The 14,170-nt window shown below is 61.2% G+C and carries 9 protein-coding genes; 2 read left to right on the top strand and 7 right to left on the bottom strand.

Features of this window, described 5'->3' with window-relative positions:
* Positions 1-82: 82 nt before the first annotated feature.
* The gene (locus NUV89_RS12275) at positions 83-2,530 is read right to left on the bottom strand and encodes a UvrD-helicase domain-containing protein (RefSeq protein ID WP_257781524.1); all 2,448 of its coding nucleotides are present in this window, start codon (positions 2,528-2,530) and stop codon (positions 83-85) included.
* Positions 2,531-2,749: 219 nt separating this feature from the next.
* Here NUV89_RS12275 and NUV89_RS12270 point away from each other — a divergent pair, with 219 nt between their 5' ends.
* On the top strand, positions 2,750-3,445 hold the full coding sequence (locus NUV89_RS12270) for a pirin family protein (RefSeq protein WP_257781523.1): 696 nt from the start codon (positions 2,750-2,752) through the stop codon (positions 3,443-3,445).
* Positions 3,446-3,592: 147 nt separating this feature from the next.
* Here NUV89_RS12270 and pgm read toward each other — a convergent pair whose 3' ends face one another.
* The 4 genes from pgm to NUV89_RS12250 form a co-directional block, all read right to left on the bottom strand.
* Complete coding sequence (gene pgm, locus NUV89_RS12265; RefSeq protein WP_257781522.1) at positions 3,593-5,236, bottom strand: phosphoglucomutase (alpha-D-glucose-1,6-bisphosphate-dependent); 1,644 nt, start codon at positions 5,234-5,236, stop codon at positions 3,593-3,595.
* A gap of 113 nt (positions 5,237-5,349) precedes the next feature.
* Entirely contained in the window at positions 5,350-6,756 is a 1,407-nt protein-coding gene (locus tag NUV89_RS12260; RefSeq protein ID WP_257781521.1) for a PLP-dependent aminotransferase family protein, read from the bottom strand.
* Positions 6,757-6,791: 35 nt separating this feature from the next.
* Positions 6,792-8,228: a hypothetical protein gene (locus NUV89_RS12255; protein WP_257781520.1), complete on the bottom strand. Its 1,437-nt coding sequence runs from the start codon at positions 8,226-8,228 to the stop codon at positions 6,792-6,794.
* A 705-nt stretch (positions 8,229-8,933) separates the two neighbouring features.
* Entirely contained in the window at positions 8,934-9,956 is a 1,023-nt protein-coding gene (locus tag NUV89_RS12250) for a zinc-dependent alcohol dehydrogenase family protein (RefSeq protein WP_257781519.1), read from the bottom strand.
* A gap of 269 nt (positions 9,957-10,225) precedes the next feature.
* Here NUV89_RS12250 and NUV89_RS12245 point away from each other — a divergent pair, with 269 nt between their 5' ends.
* Positions 10,226-11,140, top strand: coding sequence for a LysR family transcriptional regulator (locus tag NUV89_RS12245; protein WP_017739298.1), 915 nt, complete (start codon positions 10,226-10,228; stop codon positions 11,138-11,140).
* Between the two features lie 55 nt (positions 11,141-11,195).
* On the opposite strand, the gene NUV89_RS12240 is transcribed toward NUV89_RS12245, so the two are convergent.
* Both NUV89_RS12240 and NUV89_RS12235 read right to left on the bottom strand, forming a co-directional pair.
* Entirely contained in the window at positions 11,196-12,845 is a 1,650-nt protein-coding gene (locus NUV89_RS12240; RefSeq protein ID WP_257781518.1) for a N,N-dimethylformamidase beta subunit family domain-containing protein, read from the bottom strand.
* An 18-nt stretch (positions 12,846-12,863) separates the two neighbouring features.
* Positions 12,864-14,156, bottom strand: coding sequence for an MFS transporter (locus tag NUV89_RS12235; protein ID WP_257781517.1), 1,293 nt, complete (start codon positions 14,154-14,156; stop codon positions 12,864-12,866).
* Between the last annotated feature and the right edge of the window lie 14 nt (positions 14,157-14,170).

Below are 14,170 nucleotides of genomic sequence, written 5' to 3'. Positions count from 1 at the left end.
GCGGTGGTTCAGTAACAAATTTAGTGACTGACACTCCGCATTCGCGAGCAAGCCCGCTCCCACAGGGGAACTGCGTTACACGTCAACTACGCTGGTCGTCGAAAAACGCTTTCTTGCCGTCCACCCGCTCCGACGCCCTGGGCACATTCACCGCCTGCCCTTCAGGCTTTTCCACATACCAATAGCAATGGCTCACCGCGCGGGTAATGCCGACATAGGCGAGGCGCAGTACCTCGTCCTTTTGGGCAGTGTCATACGGCTCGCTGTCACCGTCCTTGCCCAGCCCCGCCATGCGGTAGACCTGGTTCTTGTACGGCGAGCGGGTGACATGCTGGCAATCCCCCAGCAGAAACACCGCATCCGCCTGTAGGCCCTTGGCACTGTGATAGGTCAGTTGCTTAAGTCTACGCGCGTGGGGCGGCAAGCTAGAATCCACATTAACTGCTGACTGAATATGCTCTTGAATCAATAACTTATCGCTGCTTTTTCGATACAACATCAACACCGTTTCGCCGCGCTGGTAGTGCTCCAGCAACTGCCGCCCCAGGGCCGCCTCATCACGCGCCAATACCTTGACCGGCACCAGCGCCTTGGGTGCGCCACTGGCCTTGGCCTTCTTGCCAGCAATCGCCGGCGCGGCGCGCACGATATGCTCGGCCGCGTCGATGATGTGCTGGTGGCTGCGGTAGTTCTCACCGAGCATCACGCGGGTGGTCGCCGGCGACGGGAACTCCTTGTTGAACTCCATGAAGTACTTCGGCGAACTGCCGCGCCAGCCGTAGATCGATTGCCAGTCATCGCCCACACACAACAGCGAAGAGCGCTGCGCGCCGCGCCCGACGTGCATGGCCGGGCCGCGACTGCGGATCTCCCGCAGGCTGGCGCGAATCCACGAGACGATCTGCGGCGACACGTCCTGGAACTCGTCGATCATCAGATGGGACAGCGGCCGCAACAACGGATCGCTGAGGAGCTTGAGGTTTTCCGGGGTGTTCTCGCCAAACAGCGAGAACATGCGGTTGTAGGTCATGATCGGCGGCGACTGGTCGAGCAGGTGATCTTCCAGGGCTTTCCAGAAAATGCTCAGGGCCTCGAAGAAAAACCGGTCCGGATCGTCCTTGGCAAAGCTCATTTGGCCGACCGCAGTGGGCACATCCAGCCCGAGGTTCTCGATAAACCCGGCCGCCATCACAAAGCAGTCCAGCAGCGGCGCCGAAGCCAGCTCGCCCTTGACCTTGTAATCAAAGCCCGGCCCGGCGCTGGCATCGCCGGCCAGACTGCTTAAAAGGCGCCTGGACGATTCGTAATTATCCAGCCATATTAATGGCTTACGGCAGAAAGCTTGAAACAGGGTGCGCTTGACCGCCCACTCCGCCCGCACCGACAACTTAGCGTTGGGACGGCTGACCTGGGGGTTTTCACGGGAGTCGAAACCCAGCACCACCCAGGCATCCAACTCGGGGATATAGCCATGGCAATGGAACTGCGCGCCATTGATCTCCAAGGTCTGGCGGTTGGGCTCGATGCCCTTGATCGGCCAGGCACCGGCACGAAACCACAGGTCTTCGACGAGGTCGCAGAGTTCTTCGTCGCGCTTGGCCGCCAGTTCGGTCACCGCCACGCGTTTTTGCACGTCAGGATGTTCGCGCTCCAGCTCCTTGAGCTGCAACCCATGCCGGGCCAGCGGCGCGATCAGCTCGCGGAACCGCGGGTGCTGGCCGTGCAGCCGGTGATAGCAGGCGTTCATCTGCTGGCGTTGGGCGTCGTTGATGCGCAGGTCAAACGGGTTGCTCTCCGCGTCCTCACCGCCTGTGCCGAGGTTCTCGAACGCCTGCAGGCGTTCAAAGCCCGGCAGGCTGCGCACCATCGGCAGGATGCGTGAGTGAAAGGTACGCACCACCGCCTGGGCCTCTTTGCTGCCAAGGGGTTGGCCCCAAAGGCTGAGAATCTCCATGAGTTTGCTGATGAAGTCTTTGCGCGACTCACGGGTGAAGGTCACCACGGTCATCGAACTCAGCTCAAAGCCCAGGTAATGGGTAAGCAGCAGGATGCGCAGCACCAGCGAGGTGGATTTGCCCGCCCCCGCGCCGGCAATCACCGAGGTGGACGGCGTATCGCTGAAAATCATCTTCCATTGCGCCGCGCTCGGCTGGGCGTGGGCCGGCAGCAGTCGTGCGACATCCGCCTTCATGCGTTTCTTCAGCTCGGCAGTCAGCGGCAGGCGCCAATCATCGAACAGGCTGTCGTCAACGCCGGGGGCACGGTGCTCATCGGGACGAAAGTCACGAATCAGCAGGACTTGCCGGCCTTCTTCAATGCCATCGGCCTTGCCTTCGCGGTAGCCATACTCGACACCGGCCTCGTGCCCACTGCGAAAGCCATCCGCCTGCCCATGCAACCAGGAAAACCGGTGTTGGGCGCGTAAACGCGTCAAGCCATGGCCAAACAGGCGCGCGGCGAGGCGCTTGAACAGGGGCATGTCTGCCAGTGGGCGCAGTTCTGGGGGCAAATCAGGGGTGTGTTGCGGCACGCGGACTCCAGCGATGAGGTTGGTTTTGGCGAATGCGCCATGGTCGCCGGAATCGCGCTGCAGTTCCAGCCAATTGCTTTGCGGTCATGCAGTTAGGCGATGAAGTGAAAGTCAAAACCCCGGCAATCAATCTGTTAATTCGATAGGAATCAGGCAGTTTTTACGCTTTTTATCGATCATGCACTGCTGGATCATAGGTCCCATCCACAGGAGACGATCATGCTTGAACTTCGACCTTTCAACACGCTGGGCGGCGCCCACCACGGCTGGCTTGACGCCCATCACCACTTTTCCTTTGCCGAATACCATGACCCCCAGCGCATGCACTGGGGCAACCTGCGGGTGTGGAACGACGACATCATCGCGCCCGGCACGGGTTTCCCGCAGCACCCACACCGCGACATGGAAATCATCACCTATGTGCGCGAAGGCGCCATCAGCCATGCCGACAACCTCGGCAACAAAGGCCGTACCGAAGCGGGTGACGTGCAGGTGATGAGCGCGGGCACCGGGATTGCCCACAGCGAATACAACCTGGAGGCGACGCCGACCAAGATTTTCCAGATCTGGATCATCCCGAATGAAGCCGGGCTGCCACCGTCGTGGGGCGCCAAGCCGTTTCCACAGGAGGGTCGCGATGGGTTTGTGACGTTGGCCAGCGGCAAGGCCGGTGACAATGAAAGCCTGCGCATTCGTGCGGATGCACGCTTGGTGGCGGCCAATCTGAAAGCTGGGGAAAGCGCGGAATACCGGCTGGACAGCGGACGGCGGGCCTATTTGGTGCCGGCAACCGGCGTGATTGAAATCAATGGCTTGCGGGCACAAGCTCGGGATGGTGTGGCGATTGAGGATGAGGCGGTGTTGCGGGTGACTGCAATTGAGGACAGTGAAATCGTGTTGGTCGATCTGGCCTGATACAAAAAATGTGGGAGCGGGCTTGTGTGGGAGCGGGCTTGCTCGCGAATGCAGTAGTTCAGCCAAAACATCTGTGACTGATATACCGCCTTCGCGAGCAAGCCCGCTCCCACACAAGCCCACTTCCCACATTTAGGGGCTGTGGTGTTACTCGGAGATAGCCCCGTCCACTAGCACCTGCGCCTCTTCCACCAACTGCTTGAGGTGATCTTCGCCAATAAAACTCTCGGCGTAGATCTTGTAGATGTCCTCGGTCCCCGACGGCCGCGCCGCGAACCAGCCGTTTTCCGTCATGACTTTCAAACCGCCAATCGCCTGGTTGTTGCCCGGCGCGTGGCTGAGGATCTGCTGGATGCTTTCCCCGGCCAGTTGCGTGGACGTGACCTGCTCCGGCGACAGCTTGCCCAGCAGGGCTTTCTGCGCCGGGGTGGCCTTGGCGTCGACGCGGATGGCGAACGGTTCGCCCAGGGCGTTGGTCAGGCCGCGATAGATCTGGCTCGGGTCCTGGCCTTTGCGCGAGGTCATTTCCGCCGCCAGCAGGGCCGGGATCAGGCCGTCCTTGTCGGTGCTCCAGACGCTACCGTCCTTGCGCAGGAACGATGCGCCGGCACTTTCTTCACCGCCAAAGCCCAGCGAGCCTTCGAACAAGCCATCGGCAAACCACTTGAAGCCCACCGGCACTTCGTACAGGCGACGGCCAATGCGCGCGGCCACGCGGTCGATCAAGCCGCTGCTGACCACGGTCTTGCCCACGGCCGCGTCGGCACGCCAGTCGGGACGGTTCTGGAACAGGTAGTCGATGGACACCGCCAGGTAGTTGTTCGGCGCCAACAGGCCGCCGGACGGTGTGACGATGCCATGGCGGTCGTGGTCCGGGTCGCAGGCAAAGGCCACGTCGAAACGCTCCTTGAGGCCGATCAATCCTTGCATGGCGTAGCTGGACGAAGGGTCCATGCGGATCTGGCCGTCCCAGTCCACGCTCATGAAGCGGAAAGTGGCGTCGACTTCGGTGTTCACCACGTCCAGGTTCAGGCGGTAGTGCTCAGCAATCGCCGACCAGTAGCGCACCCCTGCTCCGCCCAGCGGGTCCACGCCCAGGCGCAGGTCTGCGCTGCGGATGGCGTCCATGTCGATCACATTAATCAGGTCGGCGACGTAGCTGTTGAGGTAGTCATGGCGATGGGTGGTATCGGCCTTGAGCGCCTGGGCGTGGGTGATGCGCTTGACCCCGGCCAGCTTGTTGGCCAGCAGTTCGTTGGCCTTGGCTTCGATCCACTTGGTCACATGGGTATCGGCCGGGCCGCCGTTGGGTGGGTTGTACTTGTAGCCACCACTTTGCGGCGGGTTGTGGGACGGTGTAATGACAATGCCGTCAGCCAGGCCAGTGGTACGGCCGCGGTTGTAGCAGATGATGGCGTGGGAAATGGCCGGGGTCGGCGTGTACTCATCGCCTTCGGCCAGCATCACGTGGACGCCGTTGGCGGCGAGCACTTCCAGGGCGCTGGCGCCGGCCGGCGTCGAGAGCGCGTGGGTGTCGAGGCCGACGAACAGCGGGCCGTTGATGCCCTGTGCTTCACGGTACAGGCAAATGGCCTGGCTGATGGCGAGCACGTGCCATTCGTTGAAGCTCAGCTCGAAGGAGCTGCCACGGTGCCCGGAGGTGCCAAACGCCACGCGCTGGGTGGAGATCGCTGCATCAGGCTGGCCGGTGTAATAGGCCGTGACCAGTCGCGGGATATCCACCAGCAACTGGGCTGGCGCCGGCTTGCCCGCAAAAGGACTGATTGTCATGCATAAACCTCGAAAAGAAGGATTCGGAAAAAATGGCAGTTTACTGGGAGTTGGACTGCCGCGCGACGGTATCTATCCCACATGCAAAGTAGAAATTTCGCACACTCATCCGCTTAACCAACCTGCGCCTGAAGCAATGCGTCGGCCAATACGTCCAAGGCCACGTCCAGGTTCGGATGCCCGTTGAATGCATGGCTTACGCGCACATGCTGCTGATGCAGCCCGCTGAGGCTGAACAACTCTCCCGGCGCAATCACTACTTGATGGGCCACCATGCGCTGGAACACCTGGCGCATGTCCACCGAGGCCACTGATTGCAGCCAAAAACTTGCCCCGGCGACCGGCCTTCGATAGATCACACGCCCCTCCAGGCGCGCCCCCAGGCGCTGATCCATGGCATCGGCCTGTTCCTGCAGGCGCTGGCGCAACACGCGCAGGTGCTGGTCAAAACGCCCGCTTTGGTAAAGCCGCGCGATGGCGCGCTGACGGATCGACGACAAGCGGAATGAGCGCAACAGGAACTGACGTTGCAGTTCGCTGCTCAAGTGGCGCGACAGCACGTAGCCAAATGGCGCCTCTGCGCCGAGCGTTTTTTCGAACGACGAAAACACCACCAGCCGCTCGGGGTTGACCAGGTTGCGCAGTGCTGGCAGGCGCGGGCCGAAGGTCAATTCGCCAAAGGTGTCGTTCTCCAGCAGCCAGCAGCCGTGCTGGTCCAGCAGATGTGCCACGTGCAAGCGTTCCGGCATGGACAGGGCAACCCCCGACGGCAAGCTGACCACGGACGACAGCAGCACCACATGCACCGGTTCGTCGCGCAGCAGGCGTTCGAACGTCGTCAGGTCCAGGCTGCCGTCGGCCCTCCAGGGCAGCTCGATCACACGCACGCCCGCTGCCTGCAACAAGCGCAAGATCAACCAGTCGCAGGGCGACTCGACAATCAACGTGGTGCCCTTGAGGCCCAGCACATCAATCAGGATTTCCAGCACGCCCTGCAGGTCCGCGCCGATATACACCTCATCGGCCTGCCAGCAACGGGTAGGCGATGAGGTGTAACGGGCCGCCAGTGCCGCCCGCAACTCCCAGACGCCACAGGGCTGGGACCACGGTTGCAGGTGGCGCGGGTAGCGGCGTACCAGCTGACGCTCCAACGTCAACAACGTGCCATCCAGCGTTGCCAGCAACGCCGGCTCATCGCCGCTGAGCACCACCATTCGTGGACGACGCGCCGCTGCGTACAGCCGCTCCAGCAGGTCGCCCGCCGATGCCATCAGCGGGTTGCCCGCCACCGGCCAGGCAAAATAGCCCGACTTGGCCACTGAATAGACCCGGCCCTCCTTCTCCAATAGCGAGTAGGCATACTGGATAGTCGAGATAGACACGTTCAAGCGCGTCGACAGCTGCCGCAGGGACGGCAGCCGCACCGGGGTTTCGAGGCTGACTTCGTTTATCAGGCTAATCATGTAGCGGTAAACCGCCTGATAGGCAAAGTCGGCCTGCCGCTCACCGCGCAAGTTCATTGCCGCGCACCCCGGCTGCTACGCCAATACTCACCTTAACGCCCGGACAATTGAAAACTGCGCACATCAGCGCGACTCAACGACTGCTGGCTGCGCTGACTGCACACGCGGGCGCTGTGATCGCTCGACTGGGGACGCTTGCGATACAGGTGCTGCAGCAACGGCAGTGGAAGCCCGCTCGTATCGATTGCCCACTGTTGCAAAACCTCCGTCGCCGACTTGCCTTGCAGCACCTTGTGCAGCTCCGGCAGTGCGACCAGCATGCCGGGGTGACATTGGCGCAGGTAGCTTTCCAGCCGTTCGCCATGGTGTATGAAGGGTGAGTACAGCAGGCAGGTCAGTTGCCCTTCTTCCAAGCCGAAGAATTCCTGGGCGTAAGTCGCCGCCAGTACTCGTCCATCCCGGCTGCTGGCCCCCGCAATCAAGTGCTCGGGGATTTGCCGGCGAAACATGTAGCCCTGGGCTTGGCGCACGAATCCTTCAACGCCGTCCTCGTAAGAAAGCTCGCGCAGGCACTGCGCCTGCAACCCACATAGATGAGCCATCAGCAGTGGGTTGGGAAAGTCTGGATGGCTGAAATGAAAGCCAAAGGGGTCCGGTCTGTGGGCCAGAAACTCCGTGACCAGCGACGTCGAACCGGGGTCCACCTCGCTGAGAAGATCAGCGATGCCGATATACGCCAGATGGCGGTGACCGCCGCGCCCCGGGCTTTCGTTGGCCACGTATTGCTCGCCAAACAGGTCGCGATAGCACCCCACACTCCATTCTTCCATGCGTGCAAACAGCCCGTTGAGCGATAGAGGCCTGCCCGGCGGCATGGCGACCCCGGCCAACAGGGCTCTCTTTTTTAACCAGGCCAGGTATTGGCCCTGCTTGCGCGGTGAATCACCGCTGACCAACGCGTGCACGCCGCCATTCCAGGTGGTGACACGCTGATAGAAGTCACCCAGGGACAGGTAGGTGTCATTGCAGAGCGTGGCGCGTACATCGCCCGATGTCAGGTGCCCGACCATCAGCATCGCGCGCTGGCTGACTTCCCGTCCGGCACTCGATGCCGGCCGCTGGTGATTGAAGGGCTGAACCTCCTGGTTTTCCACCATGAGCAGCTCCACCCTTGGGTCGTCATGGAAAAACAGCGCGCTGTAGCCCTGATGCAGGGTATCGAGTGTGGTTTGCGTCATGCCTGCGTGACGCAAGGTTGCAACCCGCAGATTGAAGGTCTTGGGCGCCCGGCCGGCAATCGACAATTGCGCCGCACGCAGCAGCGCCAAGGTATAGCTGCTCACTTCGCCGCCACCATGGGCAACCAGTACCTTGTAATTTCCCACTTGTTCCATGCCGCCTGCCGCGACCACGATTCGCTGGATCAGCAATTGAAGTGCGGTGCGTTCTACGCGCGAAAAGTGCCCAATCAAACGCTGCAGAACTTGCTGATAAACATAGTTCATGGCTTGTTCGTGAATTGCGCTCATAGTTCTACTACCCAAGTTGGAATATCAGTTTCAAGCAAATGCTTATCGGCACTTGCCCGACCCATTACATCTATAGGATTGACGTGCATTGCCCGGCGTGATGACAAAAGAACACTAGCACCTCGCAACAAAAGCATTACGAACGAACCTCCTTACAATTGAGCACCTGACAGGCTACGAAACCGCCATGCACCGGGCCGCCAGCGGGTCCGCCGCCAAGCCCAGGAACGTTCCGACAACTTCCTACAGTTTTTTAACTAGTAAAAAAGAGAAACGTCCGACGTATTTTAATCAGCGGCCTTATGGAGTCCCTTGCAAGCCCTGCTCTTTCAGTAACAGGCCTTCGGGCGCACAGAGCGACAAGCCTTTTAGTTCGAACGGCGCACAGCGCCAATGCCAGATAATTAATCATTGCTCAATCCTTGAGATGACAGTGAAGGCACAATTATCGGCACTCGAATTATGATTAACAGATACAGAAATTCGCCTGAAACCAGCGCAGATGAAAACTCCACAAGACTTTATTTTCGCCCATACGACAACGCCGCACTGAAATTCAGTGCGGCGTCAGGGGCAAAGGTATTATTTGCGGGGGTTGGCGCCCGAGCGGGGGCTCAACCGTATAACGGGTTAAGCCCTGACAAATGGCGCATTTGCCCCATTCATTTGGATGTATGCGCATTCATTTGCGAATACTCCTACAGCTCAAACAGCTTCAACCTGCAACGCAACCCGCTCACGGCACGGGCATTCGTCCATGTAGCGGTGCGCTTCGACGAACTGGCTGAACGCAAATACTGTGGTCTTCAGCGGTACCAGCACGCGGTCGGCGGTCAGTTGGTTGATATCACGCAACGCGCGCTGCAAGGCCACATGGTCCTGGGTGATGCCCAACTCCGGCTTGCCGGTGAAATTGCCGATACAGTGCACAAAGAACTGAATGTTCTTCTGGAACGCTGCACACGCCGGGAATGGCGTCTGGTTGCCACCTTGCAGGCCATACAGCACCAGGCTGCCTCGCGGTGCCAATACATCGCCAAGCAACGACATCTGTGGGCCGCCCAACCCATCGAACACCACGTCCACGCCGCGGTTATCGGTGAACTTGTTGATCTGCATGAGCAGGTCCTGCTCTTCGGTGACGATGACCTTTTCCGCGCCGAGGGACAGCAGATACTCACGTTCTGCGCTGTCCTTGGTGGCGGCAATCACTCGCACACCCAGGGCCTTGCCCAGTTGCACAAAGGATGGGCCGGCACAGTGGCTCGCGTCCGTCACCAGGGCAAATTGCCCGGGCTTGACCCGCGCCAGGTCCACATAGGCGAAATAGGCGATCAGCAGCGGGGTGTAATGCACGCTGGCTTCGATCGGGCTCAAGACATCCGGGTAACGGGTCAGGGCCGAACGGGGCAAGACGATCAGCTCGCCATACACCGGATAATCATTGGGGCTCTCGGCCGGAAAACTGGCGACTTTATCGCCCACTGCCAGGTCATCCACGCCTTCGCCCAGGGCGACAACCACCCCGGCCATCTCATGGCCAAGGCCGGATGGCAGGCGTGCATGGGAGGACGCCAGGTTCTGGCGCCACAGAATGTCGTACCAACTGATGCCGATCGCTTCGACACGCACCTGCACTTCGCCCGGTGCGGGCTGCGCGGCTACATGCTCTTCGCACTTGAGCACCTCGGCCGGACCAAACTTGTGAAAACGGATCGTGCGGGACATCGCAAACCTCGTCAAAGTAACCTCTAATGCCATGAACTCTATCTGGGCTTTCCCGGTAAGACCACAGGTCACCATTAATAGTCGACATGCCTGTCATTGATTCCGCTCCCGAGGAAAAGACCCCGGCTAACGTAGGAAAACTCAATTAGCCGGTGCAGAGTACCAGCCTTTCCCCGTAAGATTCATGCCGGTCATGCTTTTCTAAGCGAATCCAAGGGGTTCTTTCATGGCCGCTCTCGTCAAGCTCGCTGACTCATCCAGGACACAAGATGAACCGTAACGACCTGCGTCGTGTCGACCTTAACCTCTTGATCGTATTCGAAACCTTGATGCATGAACGCAGCGTGACCCGCGCCGCCGAGAAACTGTTCCTCGGCCAGCCGGCGATCAGCGCCGCATTGTCGCGCCTGCGCGGGCTGTTCGATGACCCACTGTTCGTGCGCACCGGCCGCAGCATGGAACCGTCCGCCCGCGCCGTGGAAATCTTCGCCCTGCTCTCCCCGGCCCTGGACTCGATTTCCACCGCCGTCAGCCGTGCCGCCGACTTCGACCCGGCCACCAGCACCGCCGTATTCCGTATCGGCCTGTCCGACGACGTTGAATTCGCCCTGCTGCCCCAACTGCTCAAACGCCTGCGCGCCGAAGCGCCCGGCATCGTACTGGTGGTGCGCCGCGTCAACTACATCCTGATGCCGGGCCTGCTGGCCTCCGGCGAAATCTCCATCGGCGTCAGCTACACCGCCGACCTACCGGCCAACGCCAAGCGCAAACTGCTGCGCCGCAGCGTGCCCAAACTGCTACGCGCCGACAGCGTGCCGGGCAGCCTGAGCCTCGACGACTTCTGCGCCCGCCCCCATGCCCTGGTGTCATTTGCCGGCGACTTGAGCGGGTTTATCGACGAAGAACTGGAAAAACTCGACCGCAAACGCCACGTGGTCCTGGCCGTACCGCAGTTCAACGGCCTCGGCACGTTGCTCGCGGGCACGGATATTGTCGCCATCGTACCGGACTATGCCGCCGAGGCACTGACGGCTGCGGGCGGTTTGCGCGCGGAAGAACCGCCGTTGCCGGTGCGTTCGTTCGAACTGCATATGGCTTGGCGTGGGTCGCAGGATAATGACCCGGGTGAACGCTGGTTGCGGTCGCGGATTCAGATGTTTTTTGGGGACCCCGATAGTCTGTGAATACAACTACACCCTTCAAAAACCCGCCTTCTCGCGGGTTTTTTCGTTCATGGCGTTATGTTCCCAAAAAACGCTCAAGTACATTTTTTGTGATCATCACAGTGTAAGTATCTGCCTGCATCAGCCCATGTACCCATTCGCACGTGGCGGCGGTGAAGACCTCGCCTCGGCCTTTATGGAAGTGCACCACCATGCCCGCCCCACGGCTGTGCAAGGCGATGCTGGCGTCGCTCAGTTCGGGCGCCAGGATGGACGCACGAAACCGCGCATCGCCATCGCCGAGCATGAATGAATAGGCATCCTCGGATCGGCCGTGCTCGGCATTGGTCGCCCAGCCCATGGCGAGAATCTGCAAGCCGCTGGGCGCCCCGTCGGTGCCGAGCGGTTCTGGAAGGCCGTCGACGAACGTGTAGTCGAGGCCATCCACTTCGTAGCCAAAGATGTTGGCTTCGTCGCCGAACATGTCCGCGTAGCCGAGGCCCGTCCCCATAAACGCCCAGTGCCCAGGCCTGAAGACCGTGTATCCACGCGGGTTGCGCGGCGCCATTGCGCCAAAGCTGCCATATATGCCGCGCAGGGCATTTACCCCGAACGTCGATGCCCCAGGGTGATTGACCCGGGGATCTTCCCAGGCCCCCGTTAGCCGATGAGGCTCGGTTGCCGCCACAGGATCAAGCGCGCCGGCGTCGTACTTGTAGGCCACTTGCCGCCGCCCCTCGTCCTCCAGGCGAATCTGCCACATAAAATTGCCGGCGAATCGCGCGACCTTGCCGCCCGCCTCGACAAAGGCGTCGACATGGTCGCGCATGTCCCGCGTCCAGTACTCGTCGTGCCCGACGAAGACGGCGCAGGCGTAGCCCTCCAGCGCGTGCGGGTCGTGGTGCAAATCGTCCTGGGTCAGGATATGCACCGTATAACCTTGCTGTTCGGCCCAGACCACAAAGGGTCGTTCGAAAGAAGCCCACCCCGCCAGCGCGTAGTACTTGGCGTAACCGTTAAGGCCCGCCCATTCGATGAATTCATAGCGCGCCGGCCCTGGCTGGCGGGGCCGGGTCGCGTTGACGCAACGTGGCGCATCGTCCGGCAGCCACACCTGCCCGCGCGCCCAGGGTCGCTGTGCCGAGAGCAATGGTGAGCGGCCACGCGGCGTGTCGGGGTGAAGGCCAAAGTAGTGATTGGCACCGCCCCAGTCGTTATAAGCGGCCCACGTCGAGGTGGCCGCAACGAGTACCAAGGCATCGGCACGCTTGCGCAGCGCCTTGACGATAAACAGATGATGGCCGAGGACGCTGCCAGCGCCGTCTTGTACTTCGACGATATAGCCACCCTGCTCGGCATCACCCGGGATTGGCCATTGCAGGAAGACGGGCCATTGGCAGCCATGCTCATAGGCACGTTCAGGCACGGGGTGGAATCGGGCATCCAGGCTGTCGGTGGTATGCAGCGTGCGGGCAATGGCGCCATCGCGATAGATCCTGAGCCGCACCTGCGGGCAGTTCGACGACAGATACAGGCAAACCGAATCACCCGGACTATAGGCGCGGCGATCCGAATAGCACCAGGCGGCCGCCGGGCCTGTTGCTGAAGGCACTTCAACCCAGGTCTCGCGTGCGGCCTGACGGGGCCCGGATGTCTGGCTGACGGTCACGTTGGCGCCGGGGCGTTCACCTCGTGCAGCGGTTTTTTTGATGGCTGTGGATTTCATTGATTCGTACTCCTTTATTCAGCTGATTCGAGCGCCAGGCGCCTCGATGTGCGCAAGGTCGATGCCCGCCGTTTCGTCGATCAGAAACCCCGCCAGGACGGTGACTATGCCCAACCCGATGACATAGCTGACGTACAGATAGCCAAGGTCGGCGCCGCTGAGATAGCTGTGCAGATAGGGGGCCGTGCCACCAAAGATCGCCACTGACACCGACGAGACCAAACCGACGCCTTGTGCCCGTGCCTGGGTGGGTACCTGCTCGGAGAGCACCGCGGGGAAAATCGCCGCGATCAACGACCAGGCGCCGAGCCCCAGCACCTGGGCCAGGAACAGGGTGTAGGGCTCGGTGGTCACCATGATCGAGATGGGATAGGTCAGTACGATCACGCCCACGCCCCAGGCGATGACCATGGGGCGGCGGCCGACCCGATCGGACAACATCCCGCAGACCGGCAACCAGCACACACAGAGGATCTGCGCGAGCAGACTGGCGACATAGGCACCCGTGGCGTCCATGCCTTGGGCAATCGCCGTCGCAGCGCCGAACGTGACCCAGGCGTAGTAAGTGACATTGGCGGCCGCAGCCAGCATGACGATGTTGCGCGCCACGCGCAGCATCTCCGCCGTGGACAGCTTGCGCGGCGGCCGCGCTTGCCCCTGCTGCGCGACAAACACATGGGATTCCTGCGCACCGCGGCGCAAGAACAGTGCGTAAATACCGAGCACGCCCCCCAGGGCGAAACCTATCCGCCAACCGTAGTCACCCATGGCCTGCGCGCCCAGCAGCCAGGTGAGCGTCGCCGCCACGGCCGTCGCCGCCATCACCCCCAGCGTCACCCCCACATACACCGAACTCGACCATAAGCCCCGCTGTTTGCTCGGGGCGATCTCGGCGACATAGGTGTACGAAACCCCTGTCTCGCCACCATGGGCGAGCCCCTGCATCAACCGGAAAAACAGCAGCGCGCCCGAGGCGTAAAGGCCGATGCTCTGGTAGTCAGGAATCAGCGCGATGCCCAGGCTGCTGAGCGCAAGCAGCAGCATGGTGAGCACCATGATGGTCCGACGCCCCAGGCGGTCGCTCAGTCGGCCGAACAACCAGCCGCCGACAGGCCGTGCGACAAAGCCACCGGCAAACACCGCCAGGGTCGCGAGCATCGCCGAGCGCGCATCGCTCTTGTCGAACAGGTTGCTTGCCAGGTACACCGAAAAGGTTGCGTACAGGGTCCAGTCAAACCATTCGAGCGCATTGCCGATACTTGCCGCGCGCAACGATTTGAGGCGTCCTTGGTGAGACGTCGTATTGTTCATGGTCAGTTCCTGAT

Origin of the sequence: Pseudomonas sp. 18.1.10, assembly GCF_024655625.1 — a bacterium.
Lineage (GTDB): Bacteria > Pseudomonadota > Gammaproteobacteria > Pseudomonadales > Pseudomonadaceae > Aquipseudomonas.
The sequence above is the reverse complement of the archived record's forward strand: the minus strand, read 5'-3'. Positions and strand labels throughout refer to the sequence as shown.